The 25,219-nt window shown below is 34.0% G+C and carries 19 protein-coding genes; 5 read left to right on the plus strand and 14 right to left on the minus strand.

The window, feature by feature from the left end; genetic code table 11:
• Nucleotides 1-48: 48 nt before the first annotated feature.
• Together C8C83_RS25050 and galA are read right to left on the minus strand one after the other, a co-directional pair.
• Nucleotides 49-1,620, minus strand: a complete 1,572-nt coding sequence (locus C8C83_RS25050; RefSeq protein WP_121331249.1) for a Na+/H+ antiporter — start codon at nucleotides 1,618-1,620, stop codon at nucleotides 49-51.
• A gap of 139 nt (nucleotides 1,621-1,759) precedes the next feature.
• Entirely contained in the window at nucleotides 1,760-4,591 is a 2,832-nt protein-coding gene (galA, locus tag C8C83_RS25055; RefSeq protein WP_121331250.1) for a beta-galactosidase GalA, read from the minus strand.
• 207 nt (nucleotides 4,592-4,798) lie between these two features.
• Here galA and C8C83_RS25060 point away from each other — a divergent pair, with 207 nt between their 5' ends.
• Nucleotides 4,799-5,182: a hypothetical protein gene (locus C8C83_RS25060; protein WP_121331251.1), complete on the plus strand. Its 384-nt coding sequence runs from the start codon at nucleotides 4,799-4,801 to the stop codon at nucleotides 5,180-5,182.
• Nucleotides 5,183-5,211: 29 nt separating this feature from the next.
• On the opposite strand, the gene C8C83_RS25065 is transcribed toward C8C83_RS25060, so the two are convergent.
• Nucleotides 5,212-5,688 carry a hypothetical protein gene (locus C8C83_RS25065; protein WP_121331252.1) on the minus strand — a complete coding sequence of 159 codons (477 nt, stop codon included), beginning with the start codon at nucleotides 5,686-5,688 and terminating at the stop codon, nucleotides 5,212-5,214.
• A gap of 20 nt (nucleotides 5,689-5,708) precedes the next feature.
• Complete coding sequence (locus C8C83_RS25070; protein ID WP_121331253.1) at nucleotides 5,709-6,203, minus strand: TlpA disulfide reductase family protein; 495 nt, start codon at nucleotides 6,201-6,203, stop codon at nucleotides 5,709-5,711.
• Between the two features lie 309 nt (nucleotides 6,204-6,512).
• On the opposite strand from C8C83_RS25070, the gene C8C83_RS25075 reads away from it, so the two are divergent.
• Nucleotides 6,513-6,815: a metalloregulator ArsR/SmtB family transcription factor gene (locus C8C83_RS25075; protein WP_041518777.1), complete on the plus strand. Its 303-nt coding sequence runs from the start codon at nucleotides 6,513-6,515 to the stop codon at nucleotides 6,813-6,815.
• Nucleotides 6,816-6,821: 6 nt separating this feature from the next.
• Nucleotides 6,822-7,928, plus strand: a complete 1,107-nt coding sequence (locus tag C8C83_RS25080; protein WP_132011953.1) for an NADH:flavin oxidoreductase — start codon at nucleotides 6,822-6,824, stop codon at nucleotides 7,926-7,928.
• Nucleotides 7,929-8,501: 573 nt separating this feature from the next.
• Here the strand turns inward: C8C83_RS25080 and C8C83_RS25085 are convergent.
• The 4 genes from C8C83_RS25085 to C8C83_RS25100 all read right to left on the minus strand — a co-directional run bounded on the left by C8C83_RS25085 (nucleotide 8,502) and on the right by C8C83_RS25100 (nucleotide 14,857).
• The gene (locus C8C83_RS25085) at nucleotides 8,502-9,641 is read right to left on the minus strand and encodes an acyltransferase (RefSeq protein ID WP_121331254.1); all 1,140 of its coding nucleotides are present in this window, start codon (nucleotides 9,639-9,641) and stop codon (nucleotides 8,502-8,504) included.
• 161 nt (nucleotides 9,642-9,802) lie between these two features.
• On the minus strand, nucleotides 9,803-10,450 hold the full coding sequence (locus tag C8C83_RS25090; RefSeq protein ID WP_121331255.1) for a DUF1349 domain-containing protein: 648 nt from the start codon (nucleotides 10,448-10,450) through the stop codon (nucleotides 9,803-9,805).
• Between the two features lie 340 nt (nucleotides 10,451-10,790).
• A complete protein-coding gene (locus C8C83_RS25095; protein WP_121331256.1) occupies nucleotides 10,791-13,007 on the minus strand; it encodes a glycoside hydrolase family 3 C-terminal domain-containing protein in 2,217 nt (738 codons plus the stop codon).
• 206 nt (nucleotides 13,008-13,213) lie between these two features.
• Nucleotides 13,214-14,857: a DUF6377 domain-containing protein gene (locus C8C83_RS25100; protein ID WP_121331257.1), complete on the minus strand. Its 1,644-nt coding sequence runs from the start codon at nucleotides 14,855-14,857 to the stop codon at nucleotides 13,214-13,216.
• A 215-nt stretch (nucleotides 14,858-15,072) separates the two neighbouring features.
• Between C8C83_RS25100 and C8C83_RS25105 the strand changes: the two genes are divergently transcribed.
• Nucleotides 15,073-15,420: a 5-carboxymethyl-2-hydroxymuconate Delta-isomerase gene (locus C8C83_RS25105; protein ID WP_121331258.1), complete on the plus strand. Its 348-nt coding sequence runs from the start codon at nucleotides 15,073-15,075 to the stop codon at nucleotides 15,418-15,420.
• A gap of 349 nt (nucleotides 15,421-15,769) precedes the next feature.
• Here C8C83_RS25105 and C8C83_RS25110 read toward each other — a convergent pair whose 3' ends face one another.
• The gene (locus C8C83_RS25110) at nucleotides 15,770-18,028 is read right to left on the minus strand and encodes an acyl-CoA dehydrogenase (RefSeq protein WP_121331259.1); all 2,259 of its coding nucleotides are present in this window, start codon (nucleotides 18,026-18,028) and stop codon (nucleotides 15,770-15,772) included.
• A gap of 453 nt (nucleotides 18,029-18,481) precedes the next feature.
• Nucleotides 18,482-19,399 (minus strand): EamA family transporter, encoded by a 918-nt coding sequence (locus C8C83_RS25115; protein ID WP_121331260.1) that lies wholly within the window; start codon nucleotides 19,397-19,399, stop codon nucleotides 18,482-18,484.
• A 107-nt stretch (nucleotides 19,400-19,506) separates the two neighbouring features.
• On the opposite strand from C8C83_RS25115, the gene C8C83_RS25120 reads away from it, so the two are divergent.
• Nucleotides 19,507-20,925 carry a PLP-dependent aminotransferase family protein gene (locus C8C83_RS25120; RefSeq protein WP_121331261.1) on the plus strand — a complete coding sequence of 473 codons (1,419 nt, stop codon included), beginning with the start codon at nucleotides 19,507-19,509 and terminating at the stop codon, nucleotides 20,923-20,925.
• A 380-nt stretch (nucleotides 20,926-21,305) separates the two neighbouring features.
• On the opposite strand, the gene C8C83_RS25125 is transcribed toward C8C83_RS25120, so the two are convergent.
• The 4 genes from C8C83_RS25125 to C8C83_RS25140 all read right to left on the minus strand — a co-directional run bounded on the left by C8C83_RS25125 (nucleotide 21,306) and on the right by C8C83_RS25140 (nucleotide 25,180).
• Nucleotides 21,306-22,253: a bestrophin family ion channel gene (locus C8C83_RS25125; protein WP_121331262.1), complete on the minus strand. Its 948-nt coding sequence runs from the start codon at nucleotides 22,251-22,253 to the stop codon at nucleotides 21,306-21,308.
• A gap of 47 nt (nucleotides 22,254-22,300) precedes the next feature.
• Entirely contained in the window at nucleotides 22,301-23,023 is a 723-nt protein-coding gene (locus C8C83_RS25130; protein WP_121331263.1) for a hypothetical protein, read from the minus strand.
• A 77-nt stretch (nucleotides 23,024-23,100) separates the two neighbouring features.
• The gene (locus C8C83_RS25135; protein ID WP_121331264.1) at nucleotides 23,101-24,504 is read right to left on the minus strand and encodes a HAMP domain-containing sensor histidine kinase; all 1,404 of its coding nucleotides are present in this window, start codon (nucleotides 24,502-24,504) and stop codon (nucleotides 23,101-23,103) included.
• A 1-nt stretch (nucleotide 24,505) separates the two neighbouring features.
• On the minus strand, nucleotides 24,506-25,180 hold the full coding sequence (locus tag C8C83_RS25140; protein ID WP_099711882.1) for a response regulator transcription factor: 675 nt from the start codon (nucleotides 25,178-25,180) through the stop codon (nucleotides 24,506-24,508).
• Between the last annotated feature and the right edge of the window lie 39 nt (nucleotides 25,181-25,219).

Consider the following 25,219-nt stretch of genomic DNA (forward strand, 5'->3'; position numbering starts at 1 on the left):
AAAATAGGGTTTTGAAAATGTTAAAGAATAGAAACGCTTTTCAGCCGATTACATAAATTGCAATTTCTCTTCTTCTAAATCCAAATAAAGCAAATGTCTGCGGATAATTTCTTCATCAAGAATTTCTTCCTGATTTTTATCCAAAAGCCATTTTCGTTGATGTTCAAGTAAATTTAAATACACAACCTTGGTTTCATCAGACATTAGAATATTATCTTCGTTATTTACATGAATATCTTCCCATTTACGAGCAATTTGCTGTAAAATGGGTTGTCTTTCTAATTCGTTGCTATAAGTGCTTTTCAGATGATTTAAAGCGTGATCTGCAAGTTCTCTTTTAATCTGATTGTATATTTCGTCTTCCGGTAATGTATAATCCGGATCTTTCATGTGGAACTTCTTAATTAAATAAGGCAATGTCAATCCTTGCAAAAGCAACGTTGTCAGGATTACCACAAATGTGATAAACAAGATCAAATTTCGTTGCGGAAACGGCGCTCCATCCAATTGCACCGGAATAGATAAGGCTGCAGCCAAAGAAACGACACCGCGCATTCCGGTCCAGCCAATTAAAATTGGACCTCTGAACCCCGGATGTCTAGCATCGGCAACTTTTATAAAATTTCTTGCAATAAGAGTAGTAAAAACAGCTCCAAAAGCACATAGAATTCTACCAACAATAAGTACCGCTGTAATCAATAATCCGTAACCAATTGCTGATGAAAGACTCACGCCTTCTAATCCCGAAACAATCTCAGGCAAATCAAGTCCGATAAACATAAATATTAAACCATTCAATATAAAACAGAAACTTTCCCAGACATTAACGCCGCGCAAACGCGAACTGCTGCTTAAAAACGAAAGTCTGAAATGTGATAATAATAAACCTCCGCTTACAACGGCAAGAACTCCTGAACTGTGCACTTCTTCAGCGGCAATATATATGATATAAGGTGTAACGAGAGAAAGTATTATATCTGAATTAGCGTCGGTTGGCAAGTATTTGTGTAATTTCATGGCAATAAAACCTATTCCAACTCCAATTCCAACTCCGCCAAATAACATCCATCCAAAACTTGTTATCGCATCTTGCCAGATAAATTGCCCTGTTCCAACTGTAATCAATGCAAATCTGAAAATAATCAATGAAGATGCATCGTTTAATAAACTTTCGCCTTCCAAAATAGAGGATAATCTTCGTGGTACTTTTACAAATTTTAGAATTGCCCCTGCGCTAACAGCATCTGGAGGAGAAATGATTCCGCCAAGTAAAAAGCCTAATGCCAATGAAAATCCGGGTATAAAATGACTGGCTACCAAAGCCACAGAAAATGCGGTAATAAACACGACCAAAAAGGCAAAACTGCAAATAATACGTCGCCAGCGCCATAATTCTTTCCATGAAATATTCCATGCTGCTTCGTACAATAATGGCGGAAGAAAAATAACAAAAATAAGTTCCGGATCGATGCGCAACACCGGAATTCCGGGAATAAAACTAATGGCTAATCCTCCTAAAACCAACAAAACCGGATAGGCAACTTTGATCTTATTGCTCAGCATTATTAATAAAAGAATAACGATGACAAGGATTAAATAAAACGGAAAATCGTTCAGCATTTGATATGACTTTTTTGAGAAATAATATTGATTAAAGACGATACAGAATTACGCTATCGTCTTTGAACTATCAATATTAGGAAATATTTTTATATAAAATACATTCAAAATCCTGAAACGAAAAACATTGGCAGAAATTCTATTCTTTTCCTGAAATTGTAATAGTGTGTGGCTTTAATCCTTTCGCGGAAGCGGACAAAGCAACGGGTTTCTCACTATTTTCTTTCTGAATTATGATTTGCGCATAACCATTAAAAAGCTGTCTAATCCATGGTTTAGAAGGCGTTACAACCTGAATAATTCCAGGATCTGTATTCATAACATCCCAATCTTTTATTTTCTGCAATGGCGTTGCGATAATATAAATAGAGTTTTTACCTTCTTTTAGAATATTAGAATTCAGAATGTATTTTTCAGAATCTTCAGCACTTGAATTCACTTTATTTCCATTGACAAAAACTACAGCTTCAACTCCTATTTTCTTGTAAAAAAAGCTCACAATTTTGCTTGCAGAATAATCCTTTAATTCAAATTGACCGCGATAAACATACGAAGGCGCTTGTTTTTTATAATCTCTGTCTTTAAAAGCTATCGTCCAATCATTATCTGAATACGTAGGTAATTGTTGCGGCAAATTGCCCGTTGTTCCTTTTTGCTCTTCAAAATTTGTTATTGGAGCAAGCAAAATTTCGTCAATGAATTGGTCATTTTCCAAAGAAGTTGGATTTCCGTTACCAACGCCTAAAATTTTTCCACCTTTTATCGAAAATGTTATTTCGTTATTTGCAGTTGGAACATGAAGTCCTTTTTTGTCTGTAACCTCAACTGTTACTACAGAAACATTGGCATTCGCAGTATTTTCTTTATCTATAGAAAGCTTTATAGCTTCGGGATTTCCCGTAGTTTTCTGAATATCCGAAAGGACTTTTTTGCCATTTTTATATCCAATTGCTTCCAGACTTCCGGGCGTATATTTTACTTTCCATTCTAAATGTCCATATTGCTCCATTTTCTTTTTACCCAAACTCTTTTTATTCAGGAAAAGTTCTACTTCGTCGCAATTAGAATGTACCCAAACATCAATTTCCTGTCCTTCCTTTTCGCTCCAATTCCAATGTGGCATAAGGTGTAAAACGGGGTGATTTCCCCACCAGGATTTCAAATAAAACACATTGTCTTTCGGGAAACCGCAAACATCCATCATTCCAAAATAAGACGTAACCGACGGCCATCCATAAGGAGTTGGTTCGCCACGATAATCAAAACCTGTCCAGATAAACATTCCTGCCAGATATGGGCGCGTTGCATAAAACTTCCAGCCTTCTTCGATACTATAAAATGTTGGACGCGGTTTTTTATCATATGCGCTTTGATAATGTATTATATCATCTGTAAAATAAACACCGCGCGTTGCAAAAGTCGAACCTTCCTCCGTTCCCATTCCGGGTTGAGATTTAAACTCGTTTCTATGTGCATCAATATCGCCATTTCCCATATAATTGTAGCCCATAATTTCGACTACAGACGAAATTCCACTTTTAAAACCGCTGCTAATTCCAACCGTTACAGGTCTTGTCGAATCTATACTTTTTGCAAATCCCTGCATGACATTTGTAATGCGTTCGCCAACAATATTTCCTTCAATATTCCATTCTTCATTGCCCACAGACCAGCAAAATATACTTGGATGATTGCGATCACGCTCTATCATTTTCTTCAAATCATTGAGATGATAGTCATTAATTCCCATCAAACGTGTTTCGTCAATTACGAGCATTCCCAATTTATCGCAAGCTTCCAGCAATTCGGGCGTTGGCGGATTGTGCGAACAACGATAGGCATTTGAACCCATTTCTTTGAGCTTCTTAATTCTGTAATACTGAAGTTCATCCGGCAAAGCAGTTCCAATTCCGGCGTGATCCTGATGATTGTTTGTTCCTTTTAATTTTAAAGCTTTTCCGTTAAGGAAAAATCCATTTTCAGGATCAAACTTAATCGTTCTGATTCCGAAAGAAGTTTCATATCGATCTACGATTTTTCCTTCTTGCTTTATTTGCGTCACCAAACGGTATAAATTTGGTGAATCAATATCCCATAATAATGGATTATTCACCTTAAGTTTTGAAGAATATTTGGCTGTTTTATAAAAATTCGGCGCCGTAGCATTTTCTGAAACACTCGTAACTTCTTTACCCGAAGCATCCAGAATTGTTTGTGTTATTTCGACAGAATCTTTATAATTTCCTTTGTTTTCGATTGTAACTTCGGCACTAACTTCTGCATTATTATTTTGTATTTCTGAGGTTACATAAGTTCCGTTTTGAACAACATATAACGGATTTGTTTTCTGGAGATAAACATGTCTGTAAATTCCCGCGCCTTCATAAAACCAACCTTCTTCCATTGAAGCATCAACGCGAACAACAATTGTATTTTGACCGCCATAATTGACATAAGAAGTAACATCATATTCAAAACCGTTATAACCACTTTCGGCTGTTCCAAGGTAATAACCATTGAAAAAGACTTTGGAATTTCTAAAAACGCCATCAAATTTTAAAGAAATAACTTTTCCCAGATCACTTTCGGGAATTGTGATTTTTTTTCTGTACCAACCAATACTTTTTTCAGGAAAACCCTTTCCACCAGTTTTAAATCCATGGCTGTAACTCGCGCTTTCGCTAAAAGGTTGTTCTACGATCCAATCGTGCGGTAAATCGAGTGTTCTCCAGGCACGATCGTCAAATTGCAATGATGCTGGACCATCTGCAAAACCTGTTTTGGCTAAATATGAGAAGTAGCTTTCGGCGTGACCAAAATCTTTTTGTTTATCGTATGAATGTCCCAATGAAAAACGCCATTCTTTATCGATCAAAATCAATTGCCGCTCTGATTTGTTCTGAGCGAATGTGCAAATGGAAATCAAAAAAATAAAATAGTACAGAATTTCTTTAGGAGAAATGGTTTTCATAATAAGGTGGTTAGCTAGTGATGCTAAAATAACTTTTTTAGGCCTTAAAAGTTAATAGTATTTTATCAAAAGATGATCTATTTCTCTTTTAATTTCAAGCTAAAAAGTGGCAATTAAAATTTAGAATCATTCTATTGGCTATGTTTTGTTAAATAATTTTCTTTTGATGTAATTTTATACTAAAATTCAAATAAAAATAAGCCAATCATGAGTGTTATTAAAGATGAAGATAAACTTCTTAGCACTATTAAACGTATTGATCAGAAGATTGACAAGATCAACGATCAAAAGATAAACGCCTTTTTCGAATCTCTTGGATTAACGGAAAGAGAAGATGTGCCTAAGGATTACCTAAGTTGGGAAACGATTCTTATCGTAGTACCGGATCGTCATATCTCGCACGAATTGAAATATTATAAGTTTTCGATTTCAAGACTCTTTTTTGTTACGAATCCTTATGCCGATCAAATTCATATTTATGATTTTAACGAATGGAAAAACAGTACCCGAAATAAAACGCAACTCCAAATTAGAGAAATTCTCAAAACAAATTTTGGAGGCGTCAAAAAACCTCATACTGATTCACATTAAAAAGTCCGATTTCTACAAATCGGACTTTTTTATTCTCGAATTTCAAAAATTCTCAGAAACTTTTTCTCTAGTTTGTTCCTCTTTCGCTCCGTATTCCATCTGGAATAGAAAGCCATAAAAAGCAAAAACAAGTTGACAATTGTTGACGCTCGCCTAAGTCCTCTTGCAAAAAACAGAAAGAATATATTAATTGCAATTATAACAACTACGGGGAAAAATCTTGCCCAAATCTCCTGAAATTTACTATTTGGCTCAACAACATAATCTACTTTGAGCGTATTATTAATGTTCTTGTATTTCCCTTTTATAATATAAGGTGTTGGCGATTGTATTGAATTTATAGTCAGGTCAAAACTTTTATCATCAAAAACTCCGTAAAATGGTTTTGAAGTTCCATCAAATACAGTTAAAATGGCAAATGTGCTTAATTTTAATTTTGGAGAACCAATTTGAGTATTGTTTTCTAATCTTTTTCTGAATTCAGATAAGTTGAGTTTTGATTGCATTTGACTTCTAATTTCCTTTTTTATTTTGGAGATAATAAACTATTCACCAATTCATTCAAGGCGTTTCCGTGAATGTTTTTGGCAATAATGATTCCGTTTTTGTCTATTAAAAAGTTTAATGGTACAGATTGAAGCATGTAATCTGAAACTACTGGAGATTTCCAGTATTTTAAATCACTTACTTGTGTCCATGGAAGTTTTTGTTTTGTGATTGCACCTAACCAAAGCGGCTTTTTAGTATCCATTGAAACACTATAAATCGCAAATTTATCAGGATAAGCATTGTACAATTTTATCAATTCCGGATGTTCTTTTGTACATGGTCCACACCAGGAAGCCCAAAAATCAACCAGAACTAATTCTCCTCTAAAAGAAGAAAGTACAACATTGTTTCCTTTTGTATCTGGAAGATCAATTTCAGGAGCAATATCACCTACTTCAACGCCAACAACCTGAGCTTTTGAGTTGGTTATAAAACAAAATAAGAATCCTAAAATGAGTAAAGTTTTTTTCATAATTGATTAAGTTTATTTATTTGGGGAATGTTTTGAATCTCGCAAAGTTATCTCATTTTTGTCATTTCGCCGAAGGAGAAATCACACTAGAAACTCCTCATAGAAAATCGTCAATCTTTGTCGATCAACTCGTGTGATTTCTCCTTCGTCGAAATGACAAGTTTGTGTATACTCTTTGCAAAATCAATACACGAGCAAATATATATTTTCTTTATTAAATCTTCCACTGTTTTCTTTCTCCTATCTTAAATTTTTGCTAAATATTTTTTCTTTAATTGGTATATCGGGAAAAGTCGATATATTTGCGCCATGGAAAATATAGAAATCTTTAAAGCATTGTCTAATAAGTCCAGATTGCAAATGCTGGAATGGCTAAAAGAACCCGAAATAAACTTTCCGGATCAACTTCAGCATGCAGGATTTGAGCATGGAGTTTGTGTGGGGCAAATTCAAGCCAAAGCCGGACTGACGCAGTCAACTGTTTCTGAATACTTATCTATTTTACAACGTGCCGGATTTATAGAATCTAAACGCGTTGGACAATGGACCTATTATAAACGTAACGAAGGTGCCTTTGAAGCACTCAGTAAATTAATCCAATCTAATTTGTAAATTACTATGAGTACAAACAACCTGTTTTCGCCATTTAACTTAAAAACGTTAAATCTTAAAAACCGAATCGTAATGGCGCCAATGACGCGCTCATTTTCTCCAAACGGAGTTCCAACTGACGAAGTAGCTTCTTACTACCAAAAAAGAGCCGAAGGTCAAGTTGGTTTAATATTATCTGAAGGAACAGTTATCGACAGACCTTCATCTTCAAATGATGCAAATGTACCTCACTTTTATGGAGACGAATCTCTAAAAGGGTGGAAAAAAGTTATAGAGGAAGTTCACGCTGCCGGAGGTTCAATGGGACCACAAATCTGGCATATGGGAATCATGGATAATCACCATTCAGGTTGGGTTCCGCCAGTTCCTTTTGAAGGACCGTCAGGATTAAACCGTCCTGATTTCAGCAATGGTAATATCATGACTGAAAAAGATATTGAAGATACTATTATTGCTTTTGGAAAAGCTGCCGCTGATGCTAAAAGATTAGGTTTTGACACGATCGAAATTCACGGAGCACACGGTTATTTAATTGACCAATTCTTTAGAGCCGAAACTAATTTACGTACTGATATCTATGGCGGAAAAACACTTCCGGAACGTAATCGTTTTGCAATTGAAGTCGTAAAAGAAGTGAGAAAACAAGTAGGTAACGATTTTGCTGTTATCATGCGTTTCTCTCAATTTAAACCTTCTGACTACAATTATAAATTAGCTAAAAATCCACAGGAATTAGAAGCTTGGCTTACGCCTCTTGTTGATGCCGGAGTTGATATTGTACATGCTTCTCAACGCAGATTCTGGGAACCTGAATTTGAAGGTTCTGATTTGAATTTTGCTGGTTGGGCTAAAAAAGTAACCGGAGCTCCAACTATTACAGTAGGTTCTGTTGGACTTTCAGGAGATTTCTTTGGTGCTTTTGCCGGAGAAAGTTCTGAGCCAACTTCATTAGAAGAATTAAACAGACGTTTCGACAGAGGTGACTTTGATTTAGTTGCCGTTGGAAGACCTCTTTTATCTGATCCTAATTGGGTTGCAAAAATTGAAGCAGGAAAAACAGAAGACTTAAAAGGTTTTAGCAAAGAAGCTTTAGGTCAATTGGTTTTAGAATAAGTTTTTTTTAAAGGCTCAAAGTTGCAGAGGCTCAGAGGGACAAAGTTTTCCCTTTGAGCCTTTTGTTTTTTGGTGTCTAATATTGCCCACGGATTGTACGGGTTTTACGGATTTTCGCTGATTTTTTTAATCCTTTTAATCCTTTATAATCTGTGGCAAAAAAAAGATGCACTGCTGTGCATCTCTACGTGAAAATTGGAATAAATACAAAGGGATGAAACGCTACGTTTTCATCCCTTTTTTTGTCTTTGCGTTGCTTTACATTTTATCGTCATTTTTTCTCCGTAGAGGCGCACAGCAGTGCGTCTACTCAATGGACATACACAAATATGGGTTAAAAAATCATTTTAATCTTTATTAATCTGTGGCAAAAAAAAGATGCACTGCTGTGCATCTCTACATTTAAGATTGGGATAAAATAAAAAGGGACAAAACTTTAAAAGTTTCATCCCTTTTTTGAATATCTATAACTAACAAAATTTAGAGATTCAATATCTTAAAGAAGGTTCATAGACTTAGAGGTTCAAAGAGACAAAGTTTTTGCCTTTGAACCTTTGAACCTCTGTCCCTTTGCTACTTAACTAATTTTCTTTTTTGAAATTTATTCTGAAGCCAATTGCGTACAGGTTCATCGTAGAATTTCAAGCACAAATAAGCGATTACAACACTGGAAACAAAAACTCCGATTCCGACAACGTAACCGTCTTTTAGAGGGATTTTGTTTTCGAATACCCACGCTGTGTACCAATAAATCAGTGGATAGTGTATAATGTAAATTGGATATGAGATATCTCCTAAAGCTTTGCATATTTTTAGCGAAAGCGGATTTTTTATCTCTCCTCCTGCTCCAATTGCAACAATTAAAGGAAATAAAAGAATAATAACAAAAGATTCATACAAACCATTCATCCATAAACTGTTTTCGTCTCCAATTCTCGGAATACTGAATATCACGATAATCATAATGCTACAAATCCAGAAAGCACCTTTTAAGTGAATTAATTTTCCTAAACGTGAAAGTAAGATTCCAGCAAAGAATGGATATAATAAACGGGTAAAACCAACATTCATTTGCTCCAGATTTAATGACCAACCTCCAATTACGTCTCCTTTTGGTCCAAAAACGGTATAATTAATCAGCATTCCGGCAAAGATTACAACAAATACTCCCAAAACTTTATTAGAGAATTTACGGAAGAATAATGCGTACAGAATATTAGCAATATATTCAAAGAAAAGTGACCATGCCGGTCCATTTAACGGATGCATTTCGCCCCAACCTCTTATTTCTAATGAAGGCGGAATTGGCAATAATGTAAATCCAATGACCATTGTTAAGATTACTTTCCAAACTTCCATTCCGGCAATCATTGGAAAAACAGTGTCTGAAGCCTGAAAATAATAGAATATGGCTCCAATGATCATTCCCATAATTACCATGGGCTGTAAACGAATCAAACGTCGTTTGTAAAATTCCCATTGTCCCATTTTTCCCCAACGATCGTCATACGCATAAGCGACAACAAATCCTGATAACAGAAAAAAGAAATCAACGGCAAGATAACCGTGATTCATAATTTGTTTGAAACGGCTTCCTTCATTAAAAGTTTCTAAAATATGGAAAATAACAACTAATAGAGCGGCTACTCCACGTAAGCCGTCCAGAATTTCATAATGTTTTTTTGGTTGAATGTCCACCGAAATTGAACTCATAAAAATATTTTTTTTGTGGTTAAATAGTTAGTTTGTTTTTTGTTGTTTGTGAAATGTAAAATGTGAAACTCAAAATCTAATTATTGATTTCTTTCCAACTCCCAATATACATCTTTTTTACTTTTTTCTTACATTTCACTTTTTACAATTTACAATTTTTGCTACTGATGATTTTTAAGCCACTCTAATCGGCGTTGATCCGGTAAATGTGTTACTTTGAAATTTTCAAATTTAGCTTCAAAACCTTTTCCGTCTGGAGATGCTGCCATTAAACCTACCATAACCGGCGTATTGTCTTGTAATGGCGCGTTTCTGGTTAGAATATAATTTTTGTCATCATACGAAAAGAAAACTTCAACAGCATCTAATCTTCTTACGACTTTTATCCATACAAATGGCGGTGCTTTTTCTAAAGTTGTAACACTCCAATCGCTTTTATCGTGCGTTACAACAGTGCTGATATTAAATTTTCCATCTACAAATTCAACTCCGGTTTTAATGTAATTTTTCTCGTCAATACGAAGCATTAATCCCATTTGGTCAAAACGTGCGATATAATTACCGGTTAATTTTACTTTGGCTTCAAATTCTCCACCATAAGTTGCGTAGTAAAATGGTGCATCGTCAACCGTAAATCCGTAATGCGAAATACGCCAATAATCACTATTTGCAGTAACATTCATAATCAAAGCATTGTTTTTAATATCCCATTTTTCAGGCTCATTAAACCATTGCATTTTATTTAAGGTCTGCGCCGAAAGGTTTTGCGCTAAAAATAAAACCAAAGCACTAAGTACAATTTTTTTCATATCTAATTTTTTGTTTTTGAACCATTAAGATATTAAGTTAATTAAGCTTATCCTTATGGCAATTTTTTTTAAGTTTAATTAAGCATAGATCAATTTTCGTTTTTTTTACCATTAAGATATTAAGTTAATTAAGCTTTACGCATAATATCTTGGTGTTTTTTTTTAAAGTTTAATTAAGCACAATGCTTAACTTTCTTAATAATAAAACCAATTTTAAGTCTAGTAAACACAAAGCCTTAATTAACTTAATATCTTAATGGTGAAAAAATTTCTAAAAATAAAGCTGCAACCTTTTACAATTGCAGCTCTACAAACCAACCAATTTTAGAAATAATAAAATCTATTTAAGTGAGAAACCCACTTTAGATTTTATGTCGGTAGACGATGCGCCAATAATTGCTTCAAAGTCTCCAGGTTCAGCAACCCAGTCGTGTTTTTTATCGTCAAAAAAGCTTAAAGCAGTTTTGTCAATTGTAAAAGTTATTGTTTTTTCTTCTCCCGCTTTAAGCGAAATTTTCTCAAAACCTTTTAATTCTTTTATAGGTCGTGGCAAAGAAGATTTTAAATCGCTTATGTAAAGCTGAGCAACCTCAGAACCTTCACGTTTTCCAGTGTTTTTAACTTTAACAGAGAATGTAATCTGATCTCCCGCTGACATTTGTTTTTTATCTGCCGTTACTTTTCCGTATTCAAAAGTAGTATAGCTTAAACCGTGTCCAAAAGAGAATAATGGTTTTGCTTTTTGTTTGTCTGCCCAACGGTATCCAACAAAAATACTTTCTTTGTATGTTACCTCATCTCCACCAGGAAAATCTCCTAATGCATGCGCTCCGTTATCTGATAATTTTACAGGAAAAGTAAATGATAATTTCCCGGAAGGGTTAACATCTCCAACCAAAACGGCGGCCAAAGCATTTCCTGCTTCTGTACCTAAAAACCAACCTTGTACAATTCCCGGAACTTCCTTAACCCACGGCATCGCCACAGCATTTCCTGAGATATTTACAAAAACGATGTTTTTATTTACTTTAGTCAATTCATTAATCAACTGATCCTGCCCGTATGAAAGTCCTAATTGTTCACGGTCAAATCCTTCAGCATCTTGTTTGTCGCTTTTGTTTGTTCCTCCAATAAAAAGAACAATATCTGCATCTTTAGCCACTTTTATAGCTTCTACAGTTAATTCAGCAGGAGAACGTTTATCTTCTAAACTTACTTTTGCCACTACTCCATTATAGTTACTTGTTGGATCTCCAACATAACCACGAGCGTAAACGATTTCAGCTTGGTTTCCAATTCTTTTCTTTAATCCTTCAAGCGGAGTGATTTCGTATCTTGCTTTAAGCGAAGAACTTCCTCCACCAACAGTCATCATTTTAATAGCATTCTCTCCAATAACTGCAATTTTCTTAGTTTTAGAAAGATCAATTGGTAAAATATTGTTTTTGTTTTGAAGCAATACAATTCCTTCTTCAGCAATTTTTAAACCTGCCTGAGCATGTTCTGCAGTTCCAAAAGATCCAAAAGGTCTATTTCTGTCCATTGTAGTTAAGAAAGATAAACGTAAAATACGACGTACTTTTTCGTCTAATTCTTTAGTTCCAATTTCACCTTTAGCAATCATAGTCGAATATGGTTTTGCTAAATAATAGTTGTCATAAGCATTGCTTGTTCCCCAGGAAAGTCCGTTTGTCCAAGAACCAAATTCCATGTCCAAACCATTATGAATCGCTTGTTTTGTATCATGAACTCCTCCCCAATCTGAAACTACAACACCTTTGAAGCCCCATTCTCCGCGAAGAATATCATTCAATAAATACTCATTATGGCAACAATGTTGTCCTTTATATCTGTTGTATGCTCCCATAATTGCCCAAGCATCACCTTCTTGCACGGCAGCTTTAAAAGCAGGTAAATAAATCTCGTACAAAGCACGATCATCAACAATTACGTTTACTGAGTTACGACCAGTTTCCTGATTGTTTAAAGCGAAATGTTTTACACAAGCTGCAACTCCATTTGATTGTACTCCTTTAATATAAGGAACGACCATTTTTGAAGTTAGGAAAGGATCCTCTCCCATATATTCGAAGTTACGACCGTTTAATGGGCTTCTGTAGATGTTAACTCCAGGTCCTAACAATACATTTTTATTACGATATCTGGCTTCTTCTCCAATTGATTTTCCGTATAAAGAAGATAATTCTTTATTCCATGTTGCAGAAAGTGCTGTTAAAGCCGGAAATGCAATACAAGAATCATTTGTCCAACCAGCCTGATCCCATTCATCCCATTTAACTTCAGTACGAATTCCGTGTGGACCATCAGTCATCCAGTTTTCAGGAATTCCCAAACGCGGTACACCAGGTGAACTAAATTTTGACTGCGCATGAATCATCGCGATTTTTTCATCGGTTGTCATTTTAGAAAGCGCATCTTCTACACGTTCATTAATTGACTTTTTATCATCTAGATAAACCGGAACTTTATTCTGTGCATTTACACCGAAAGAGCCTAGCAAAAGTAAAACAACAATTGTTTTAACGTTTTTAAACATAACTATTAATTTATTAAAGCATTTAATTATTAGTAAAGGTTGCTGTTCTCGTAAACACCTTTAATAATATTGTAAAGCTAAAACGTTATAGTTCGTGTTGAATTTTTAAACGAAAAAAAGTAGTGAAATAAAAAATCAAAACATTTATTATCAATTACTTAACAAAAAATAATAGACAAAAAAAGTAGTGGTTTTAAAAAAAATAATTAGATTTTTAAGGTAATTAAGCCAATTTTCATGACCATTTCTTCGAAATCATTTCGGGAAACTGCGGCTTTATTTCTTGCTCTTGTGCGATAATTGTAAATTGTGCTTAAAGAGTATCTCAAAAATGCCGCAATTTTGACACTGTCTGTAATTCCAAGTCGGATTAAAGCAAAAATACGAAGCTCTGTATTTAGCAATTCTCCTTGTTTTAAAACAATCTGCTCTTCAGTAATTAGTAAAGCATTGAAATCTTTTACGAAAGTTGGATATAAATTCAGGAAGATAATATCGAAATTCTTGTACAATTCCTCCAGTTCATTATCAACCAAAGTTGTTGATTTTAAAATTTTATAAATCTCATCAAACTGTTTTGCCGTAGCTTTCTTGTTTAATATGATGCGATAATTTTCCAGTTTATTGATATAAGTCGAACACAGATTAAAGAAATGCGCAATATACTCTTCTTTAATATGATTCGATTCTGATAATTGCGCGTTACGTTCCTGCAACTGATTATTAGTTTGGGTAATATCCTGATTTAATTCGGCCAGTTTTTGACTTGTAATAAAAAGCTCTCCACGAATTCGGGACACTTTTTTCATTTGTTTGTAAACATAAATAATCGCCACAATCAAAAATGCCGTTAGAATACTAATGCACAAAAGATACATTTGCAATTGCATTTTTCTTTTGGCTTCTCTTTCTAAATAAGCGGTATTTATAATCGAATAAACTTCAGACATTTGCAGCGTTCGAAACTGTACATTACAAAACAAAGCATCGGCAATAGCAGATTGTGTTAGTTTGTAAGCCATATCTACATCGCCAATTTCGTAGAAAACAAGCGCCAATTCCTGCAAAGATGCATTGTCTTTTATCGCATGTTTAATATCTGAAAGTGCCGAAAGTGCGTAGTATTTCTTTCTTAATTCTAACTGATGTGTAGATTCATAAATACTTCCCAAAAGATATCCAATCATTGCATATTGTGTATCGTCCTGATTTGCGGTTTCTAATAAACGCATCAATTTTTTCTGGGCAATACCAAATTGCAGATGATGAATATGACGTTGAATCACATTGATTTTATATTTCAGCGTTTGAGGGTTTAAAACCGTCAATAAAGAATCACGATACATCGCAATTTGTTTGATGTATTTTATGTCGTAACTATTGGCAACATAATGCTCATAAAATTCCCGATACGATTCATAATATTCCGGAAGCACTTTTTTTGACAATTGCTTTTTATTGATCGATTTCAGAATAGCTTCTGATTCCCGATATTTTCCTGACGAAGAATAAAGTGTGGCTAATTCCAGATTTGCAAGATCTTCCAGCTCTTTATTTTGAAGTTCATTGGCCAATTTCAGATTTTTCTTGACGTAATGAATAGCGGAATCTGAATTGAATTTTAAATACTCTGTATATAAAGTCTTATTGTAGTTGTATTCCTGTTCTTTGGTTAAATTATCAGATTTGATTTTCTTGAAGTTCAAAATACGCTCTTCTTTTAACTGAACATAACGTTCCTTGTTTTTTAAAGCATTGTTTAACTGTGCTAAAATAGCATCTGTACTATCCAATGAATAAACAGGCAGATTGACAAGAACGATTAACAGAAATAGAAAATATTTTTTCAAGCTAAATAAAGATATTATGAGACTTACAAATATAATAAAGTCATGGTATAAAATTGAATTATTTATAAAGTCTGATCATTTTATAAGATATTAAAAAACATAACAAAATTTTGAAATATTAACCTTTATAAAAAAGCATTTTTCAGGCAATCGTGAGAATGTTTTTCTAAATTTGTTTAGACTATTCTTTTATCTAATCTAAACAATAAACACTTATGCCACACTTTGTTATTGATTGCTCTGAAAATGTTATCCGAATAAAATCTGCAGATGATATTATGCAGGAAGTTTATAATTCGGCATTATCGACAGGTCTTTTTCCTGCTTCTGAAATCAAGGTTCGTATAAATCCCTTTGCTTATTATAATAATGCTAATTCCTTAGAAGATTTCATTCATGTTTTCGCATACATTATGGAAGGTCGAAATACAGATCAAAAAGCAAATTTATCAAAAACGATTTTATCAAAATTAAATGCCATTATTCCCGAAGTTCCAATTATTTCGATTAATATTAGTGACTTTGAAAAAGCGAGTTATTTTAATAAAAATATGTTATTGTAATAGTTTTGTTTATTTATGATATAAAAATAATTATAGCATTAACGATTTTAGCATAACAAAATCTGCTATTTCACAATCTTGTCAATTTCGACGAAAGGAGAAATCACACAAGAAGCTCAACAAAGAGAATCGCCAATCTGTGTCGAGTTACGTGTGTGATTTCTCCTTTCGTCGAAATGACAAGATTGTCGATTATGATTGCGAAGGATGGATTAAAATCCATCCCTACAATATAATTTGTTCCTATGGAACGTTCTTAAAAAATTCTTTCAAATCCCTTTAATCTGTGGCAAAAAAACATAACGTTTAAATGAATTTACATCACTTAAATAGTTTAAATTAAAAAAAACTACACCGCAATTGGCGCCGCCAAACAACTCTCAGGAATATCAAAAGCATTTACAAGCGAAACCGCATCTGGTCGAATATCCCAACAAAGCTGATTAACAATTTTGCGGATTGCTTTGGTTTTTACTGCTTCCATATATCCGTCTTCAAGATACCACGCTTTATTTTTTTCTAATTGCGAAAGCGCATATAAATGATTCAGTTTTGTCAATATTTCTTTTGTCTTTTGATCTTCTATTGTTTTTATTGCCAGTTGAAATTGCTCTAAAACTACTCTTTCAAGATAAGCCTGAGCAACATCAATCATTTGATGCTGAACAACATTAAAAGCATCGTAAGGTTCTAAACCACCATCAACCAGTTTTTTGATACGTCTTGCTGCTGAAGCTAATATCGCTTTTTCACGATGGATAAATGCTTGCAAATGAAACTCTCCGTCAAGTAAATGTTCATCGTCTGTTCTGCGTGTTGCAATTGGATTTTTCTCTGTAATTGCCGTTTTTGCATTTTCAAATACATAATTGATGATTCCTGCAGCACCCATTTCTCCAAACGATTTTCTAAATTCAGATAAACGGTTTTTCGCTACCAATTGCATCAAAACGGTATTATCACCTTCAAAAGTAGTATAAATTTCGGTGTCATTTTTTAAAGCATCGATTCTGTTTTCAGATAAATATCCTTTTCCGCCGCAAGCTTCACGACATTCTTGCAGAATATCTCTTGTGCTCCAGGTTGAATATGATTTCATTCCTGCTGCCAAAGCTTCAATTTCCTGCATTTCTGCCTCGGTTCTGTTTAGAAAACGATTTGTAAGATATTGTAAAGCAAAATGAACGGCATAAGTTTTAGCCAAAGGCGGAATCAAGCGACGTTGATGCATTCTATAGTTTAAAATCGGAACTTCTGAACCTCCTTCCGGTCCAAATTGTCTTCTTTGATCGCTGTAGCGAATAGCAATCGTCAATCCTGATTTGGCTGCAGCCAAAGCAGAACGCGGAATACCAATTCGTCCTCCAACCAAAGTTCCTAACATAGTAAAAAAACGTCGATTGTCACTCGGAATCGGACTTTCGAATTCGCCTTTATCATTGACAGAAGCAAAACGATCCAACATATTTTCTTTCGGAATCACAACATTATCAAAACTTATGGTTCCGTTATCTACGCCGTTTAAGCCCATTTTATTACCACAATCCCCAATCGTAACTCCTTCTAATACATTTCCGTTTGTATCTCGAAGCGGAACCACAAATGCATTCACGCCATAATCATGATCGTCTATAATTAATTTCGCAAAAACGGTTGCCATTTGTCCATGAACCGCCGCATTTCCAATATATTCTTTTTGTGCGTTTTTGTTTGGTGTATGAATTACAAACGTCTGATCGCTATGATTGTAAGTTGCTGTAGTTTCCAATCCTTTTACGTTTGAACCGTGATGTGTTTCTGTCATCGCAAAACAACCCGGAATTTTTAACGTTCCAATATCTTTTAAGTATTTGGCATAATGTTTCTCGGTTCCTAACGATTGAACGCTCATTCCCCAAAGTCCAAACTGAACGCCAAATTTTATTACTAAACTTAAATCATGATAACTCAACGTTTCCATAATCGCAAAATAATCGGCTATGTTTTCTCCTCCGCCGTATTGTTTTGGATAGGCCATATTTCCCAGATTTTCTTCTGCCAAGATTTTACACCAATTGTAAACAGTTTGTCGGTAGACATTTATATCTGTTGAAGTTTCGTAAGCAAACTCAGGTTTTGAAATAATCGATTTGACTTTTTTAATAATCGCAGCTTCTTTTCCGTCCAGAAGTTCTGTTATTTTCTGAATATCAAAATCATTATTGGTTTGGGAATTTGCGGTAAAAGAACCCGCTTTTGTTTTGAAATTCTGAATTACTTCTTCTCCCAAAACTCCTAAATCATTTTCTAATTTTATAAAACTCGATTTCAGTTCCGATATATCTACGTCCTTTTCTGAAACTGCTTCTGCTATATCAAAAAGTGATTTTATGTCTGTTTTATTCTGAATACTTTTCTCAATATCTAATTTCCATTGAGAGAGTTCATTTCGCGAAGGCGGATTTGAAATGTCTACTTTCGAAAGAAGCTGTTGTTTTTCTTCGGGCGAAAGCCAAGTCAAATCGTTAATAAATTTCTGAATTTTGGTAAACTCTTTTTGAGTCAGTAAATCATCTGACCACACTAAATAAAACAACGGAGTAAAGGCTTGGAGCTTGGTATTTTTCATAAATATAGTTTCAGTTAATTGCCTGCTTAGGCTTAGTTTTTTTGCCACAGATTTCACAGATTAGAAAGATTTTTATTTACATGCTTTGTGCAATCATTTTAATCTGTGAAATCTGTGGCATATTTTTTCGCACTTAATTATTGCATAGAAAAAACAGGACTGAAAATACTCAATCCTGCTTACATATCCTGTTAAGATTCTGGTAATTTTAATTAAAAAGGAAAAAATGTTGCCACGAATTGCACGAATGAACACGAATTTTTATCTTAATCTGGCGATTAAAATGCATTAGAAAAGCAATTTTTAATTCGCGAAAATTCGTGTAATTCGCGGCAAAAAAATTCACAAAAAAACATAAAAAAACAGGAATGAAACTAATCATTCCTGTTTTGAATATCCTAAGATTCTGGTAATTTAACTTCTAAACCAATAAAAAATATAAACAACCTTTCGTTATTTTAGAACCTTTGGATATTGTAATAGTCTTTGCTTAATAGCAAAAATGTGATGTGAATTAAAAACTAATACTGCAAGAAAAACGATTCCATATGCCAGAATCTGTATTGGTCCAAAATTTTCTTTATATAAAAACATTGCTAATAGAAAGGCAATCATTGGATTAATATTTAAAAGCATTCCAACTGTTGATGAATTAATCCCAGAAAGGGCATATAAATTAAGGAACAACGGAAAGATTGTAAACAAAATTGCGATGGTTTCGATACAGAAATAAAACTTAAATTCTGTTGGAACCGGACCGCTATAAGCCGGATAAAATGGTACTAAAAACAAAGCTGCCATTGTAATATGGAACGTCAAAACTATAAATTTATCAAAACCTTTATTTATACGCTGACTCACTAAATAGGATGCATATGTAAACCCAATTATGATGCTAAAAAACATATCCATAATGTTCGCATACGATAAAAGTAAACATCCTGAAATACTTAATCCTACTGCCATCCATTGCGTTTTGCTCAATTTTTCATGCAAAATAAAATATGCTAATAAAGTCGTTAGAATTGGGCAAACTAAATACGCCAAAGAAGTTGCTTTTACGCTAACATGATTCATTACATAAATAAATGTGAACCAGTTTGCCATTAGAAAAACGCTTCCGCCAATGTTTAGCAAAATAGTTTTCTTTTTCTCTGCTTTCGAAAATCCTTCGAAGGTTTCGATGGCTTCTTTGACTTTTTTTCGTCTGAATGTAAAAGCAATCACCAACATTAGAATACTACAACTAAAGACGCGATAGAATAAAATATCTAAAGAGGCATAGTCGTGTATTGGTTTTAAAACCAAACTGAAAAATCCCCAGATTACAAAACAAGTAATTGCTGCGATGTAGTATTTTGTTGTTTTCACGAGTTGTTTTTTTTAATGATTTCCTGATGAAACAAATTTCTAAAAAATAAAACAGCAATACAGATACAGTTTTTGTAAATTGCACCATAACAGTTTTTATTTTTAGGATGAAAAATTCAAATTACTTATATCTTCAGTTTGCTGACAGAATCGAAAAACAGATTAAATCCGGCGTTTTAAATGTTGGAGACAAATTACCGTCAATCCGCGAAGTTTGTGCCGAAACCGGTTATAGCATGAGCACAGTTAGCAAGGCTTATTATGAAGTCGAAAGCCGTTCTTTGATCGAATCAAGACCACAATCCGGTTATTATGTAAGTAATACTTCGGCAAGAATAATTACTGAACCTTCGCCAAGCAGTCCTATTTTGAGATGTCAAAATATTGACAGACAAGACTTAATTGATCAGGTTTATGGTAATATGACGGATCAGAATATTACGATGCTTTCGCTGGGATTTCCGTCGAATGAATTGCTGCCAATTGCCAAATTAAACAAAGGAATGGTTCAGGCAATGCGTCAATTACCCAATAGCGGAACGAGTTATGAAGAAGTAAAAGGTAATCCGAATTTAAGACGTGAAATTGCCAGATGGTCTTTTACGTGGGGCGGATCATTGACCGAAGAAGATATTATAACAATGCCTGGATGTACGAGTGCAATTTCGCATTGTTTGATGACGCTGACCAAACCGGGAGATACTATTATTACTGAAAGTCCGGCGTATTTCGGGATATTGCAATTAGCGAAATCGCTTGGTTTATACATCATGGAATTGCCTACAAATATGACAACGGGAATTGAACTTGATGCATTGAAAAAAGCACTTTCGTCTAAGAAAGTAAAGCTTTGTTTGTTGATGAGCAATTTTAGTAATCCGTCTGGAAGTATGATGCCAAACGAACATAAAATAGAGGTTGTCAGATTAATGGAATTTTACAATATTCCTTTAATCGAAGATGATATTCACGGCGATTTGTACTTTGGCTCAAGCCGGCCAACGAATTGCAAAACGTATGACGAAAGCGGAATTGTACTTTGCTGTAGTTCGGTTTCTAAAACTCTGGCTCCGGGATATCGTGTGGGTTGGGTTTCACCTGGGAAATTTAAAAAGGAGATTTTAAGAAATAAAATTTATCACACGCTCTCCTCGCCTACTATTACGCATCAGGTTGTGGGAGATTTTCTTAAAAACGGGCGTTATGAGAACCATCTCAGAAAAATACGCACAATCCTGAATCAGAATTGTAATAATTATATCAATACGGTTTTGGAATCTTTCCCGACAGGAACAAAAGTAAGTCAACCTCAAGGTGGATTTTTCCTTTGGCTTGAACTTGATAAAAGCTTTGATACGGCGGCATTTTACCATTTGGCAATGAAACATAATATTAGTATTGCGCCGGGAAGAATTTTCTCTTTGCAGGATCAATTTTCAAATTGTATGCGATTGAGTTTTGGTTTACCTTGGACAAATGAATTACGTCAATCAATACAAACTTTGGGAAGATTGGCGGGGAAATAAATTTATTATCATGTTGTTTTTTTGCACGCAGATTTTAAAAGGATTTAAACAGATCTGCGCAGATTATTATCTCAAAATTGAATCTGCTATAATCTAGATAAAACACAATATTGTCATTTCGACAGAGGAGAAATCACAATAGAAATTCCGCAAAGAAAATCGCCAATCTTTGTCGAGTTACGTGTGTGATTTCTCCCTTCGCTCGAAATGAAATAAAATGCGAACACAAAATACAAACACAAAATGCGAATAAAAAACCCGCACCAATCTGTTTAATCCGCAAAATCCGTGGGCAAACTAATTAAATTTGTTCAAAAAAAAAACAAAAGACAACACCTATAAAGATGTTGTCTCACTAACAAATTAAAACCAATATTAATTTATAAAACGAAGTAAGCGTCGTTTTCCGCCTTTTTAATCTCTGGCTTAAGATCAAATTCTTTAATAATGTCAAATTCGCTTTGAAACTCATTTAGCATTTGCATCAGATTTTTTTCGATTGTATTAGAGATCGCTGTAACCGGCGTATCTGTTGGTCTGTTTTCGAAAGGATCCTGCAAGTGAATTGCCATTCTTTCGATCAAAAAGAAAGTTCCTCCAATCATTGTAATCAACGGAACCGCAAACCAGCTCAATAAACTAATCAAACCAAAAGGCAATAACAGAATGAATAAATACAACGTCATTCTAATATACAAGCTATAAGTCGTTGGAAAAATAGTGTTTTTAATACGCTCACATTTTCCCATTCCATCACATAATCTTGTCAAAGTTCTGTCGATTTCTACCTGTTGATATGCATTAATACGTTTGTCTTTTCTGGCAATTCTTAAATCTCTTGCGTGAAGCAACAATATCGCATTTGGAATATTTTGATGATTTTTTACAAAATTCAATTCTTCTTCGCTAATAAATTCTTTGATAGGCTTTATGGCATCTTTATTTCGCAAAGCTTGTCCAAGACTATAACACCACGCAATTTGCCTTTTGGTGAAATTTTCTTTAAACTCATTTGCTTCTACAGAAAAATCAGGGTCTTTGTAAAAAGTCAGCATTTGTCTTACCAAAGTTCTGGATTCGTTTACAATTGATCCCCAAATAATCCTTGCTTCCCACCATCTGTCGTAAGCCTGATTTGATTTGAAAGCTAATAATAAAGAGATAATTGTACCTACCATTGTTGGAATCGCGATTGGAATTTCGACTGCTACGTTTCTGAAATAATGGTGAACAATTTCAAACAAAATCGTATAAGTCATAACCAAGGCTAACTCGAGCTTGATCTTCCCCAACACATATCGCATTGGTATTCTTTTCTTTAATAACATATTTTTCGTTTTTTAATTAAAACTATATTTTAAAAGAAGATTCGGTTTTAAACCAATTCTTCATATAATGAAAGCACCGGAAGTCCGAGTTTCTCATTAATATTTTCTTTTTTTGTTTTCTTGAATTTGATTTTTTCTCCTTTGCGTGTTTCTACTAACAAATCAATGTCGTATTTAGAAATTGCTTCGGATAAATAAGGAGCAAAATTTTCGTAGTTATCATCAAAATTGGCTGTTTGGCTTACAATTTCATAAGAGAAATTCTCATTCAAAAATTGTTGAACATCCTTAACGTGCATATTTGCATTGCCATTTTCTATGTAAAGTGCTTTATTGAAATCGTTTTTAATTTGTTCAAGACCTAAATGTAAAATTGGACATTTTTGGTTTCCGGCTAATTGAATCAAATATTGATGAATACGTTTTGTTTCTTGTTTATAAGAATGCGTCAGAATTACCAATTTAACAGAGAAAACATCAATAATACGTTTAAAAATTGGTGAAGAAAGTCCGTATTGGTTGTGTACTTTAATTTTGCAGTTTGGCGTGTGCTCAATAATATATCTGCAAGTTTCCAGAACATCTTCCTGACTTTTGGTAAGTCCGGTTCTCATTTCACGCAAAAAAAGTGACGATGAGAAAGCATCTGGAGTATCCGAAACCATCATTAAAATGATTTCGCAATTTGATTCTTTTGCTTGGTTAACTGCAGATTTTACAGCACAAATAGTATCATCTTTTAAAGTGGTTGGTATAAGAAAATTTTTCATATGTATAATCTTTTAGTTTATACATACAAAATAACTCCGCGCAAATTAGAAGGGTCTTAATCTAATATTAGATTTTCCTAAGATTCAACATTAGAATTTTTAATGTTGTTTTTCTTGATGTTTGATTTATTAAAGACAATCGTTACAATTGTACCTTTATTTTGCTCTGATTGCACCTGAATTTCACCATCATGCATTCGAATAATTTTTGAAGCCAAAGGAAGTCCTAAACCGTAACCTATATATTTGGCAGCAATTTTTCCTCTAAAGAAAGGTTCATACAAATGCGGAATATCTTCTGGCGGAATTCCGATTCCTATATCATTTATCGAAATTTTAATCCAATCCTGATTGGCAGAAAGCGTAACGAAAACTTCATTATTATCAGAATATTTAACTCCGTTTGTAATAATGTTGTTTATCGCCAATTCAAGAAGCGGCTTATTGCATGGAATTAAAAACAAATTAGAATCTTTTGGCGCAAAATTAAGCTTGATGCTCACGCGATTATCCGGATAAATTTTATCTAAATCCGATTTTACATCCATTAATAATTCATCGATTCTCGCAATATCCAAGACTTGTTTTTTCCCGTCGTATCCCGTTTGCGTAAGCTTAAGCAAACTTTCGGTTAGGTTTCCTAATCTCGAAGCCTGACTGTAAATATTCTCTAAAGATTGAATGTATTCCGGAACTTCTCTTTCTTTAAGAAGCATAATTTCCGACTCGGCAATAATGGTTGTTATTGGCGTTTTTAATTCATGCGACGCATTATTGATAAAATTCGCCTGAATCTCAAAAGAGGTTTCCAAACGATCCAACATATCATTAAAAGTCTCTGTAAGATCTGATATTTCGTCTGAATTTTTCACTTCAGGTAATCTGTTATGAAGGTTTGAAGCACTAATTCTGTTTACTTCTTTGGTAATTCTTGCCACAGGATTAATAACACGTTTGGCTAGAAAACGTCCTAAAAAGAAGGCTAGAAACACAAATCCTATTCCTCCAAAAAGCATAATTTTTACGATATAAATTGTCGTTGTTGGGCCTCGACGATCACGCGCACCAACAATTACAATATAGCGCTGATTATTTTCTGTAAAAACTTGTCCTAAATAATACTTGTTATTTACTTCAAAGTAATCTTCACCAGTTTTTAGAATATTGGTATAAAACTCATTCGGAAGATTCAGTTTTGTATTATAATCAAAACTATTAGCGCTGTTTATTTTCAGCACAAATTCTTCTTCTTCAATAAGTTCCTCTAATCCGTTTTTCTTCAGATTGATGTAATACTTTATTTTCTCAGGATCTTTTTGAAAATGAATTGAAGCCACAATTTTAGCTCTGTCTTCCAGTCGTTTTAAGAAATGATAGCGATTATTTTCGCGAAACAAAACAAAAACGATGATACACAGTAATAGTGTACTAAAGGTCGAAAGTGCTACATATGTAAAAGTTATTTTTTTTCTTACATCCATTTTATGGCTTTAAAATATAACCTAAACCTTTCATTGTATGAATAAGTTTAGTAGAATAAGGCTTATCTATTTTCTTTCTTAAATACGTAATATAAACATCGACAACATTGGTATTCATGTCAAAATTAATATCCCAAACATTATCCAAAATCTGATCGCGAGACACAATTCTACCGGTATTTTTAGCTAAATAATACAGTAGTTTAAATTCTTTTGCGGTTAAAATAATCGATTCTCCATCTCTTTTTACAGATTTAGCTTTTCCATTTATTTCTAAATCGCTGATTACAATAGTATCAACTTTTTCTGTATCCTGATTTGCTCTTCTATTTAAGGCATTTACTCTGGCGTCGAGTTCTCCAAACTTAAATGGTTTTACCAAATAATCATCGGCGCCGGCATTTAATCCCGTTACGATATTCTCTGAAGTTCCAAGTGCTGTTAAAAGTAAAACCGGAACAAAATTTTTGCTGGCACGCAATCTTCTACAAATTTCGATTCCGTTTATATCCGGCAACATTACGTCGAGAATTACAACATCAAAATTGTAATTATGAATCATTTCAAGAGCTGTTTTACCATCAAGAGCAACGCTTACTTCGTTATTGTTTTCGGCAAAACCTTTTCGCAAAATCGATAAAAGATTTGGTTCGTCTTCGACTATAAGTAATTTCATCTCAATTTGTGTATGGTTAACAAAAATAACAATTGAGTT

The sequence above is a fragment of the Flavobacterium sp. 90 genome, assembly GCF_004339525.1.
Taxonomy (GTDB): Bacteria; Bacteroidota; Bacteroidia; order Flavobacteriales; family Flavobacteriaceae; genus Flavobacterium.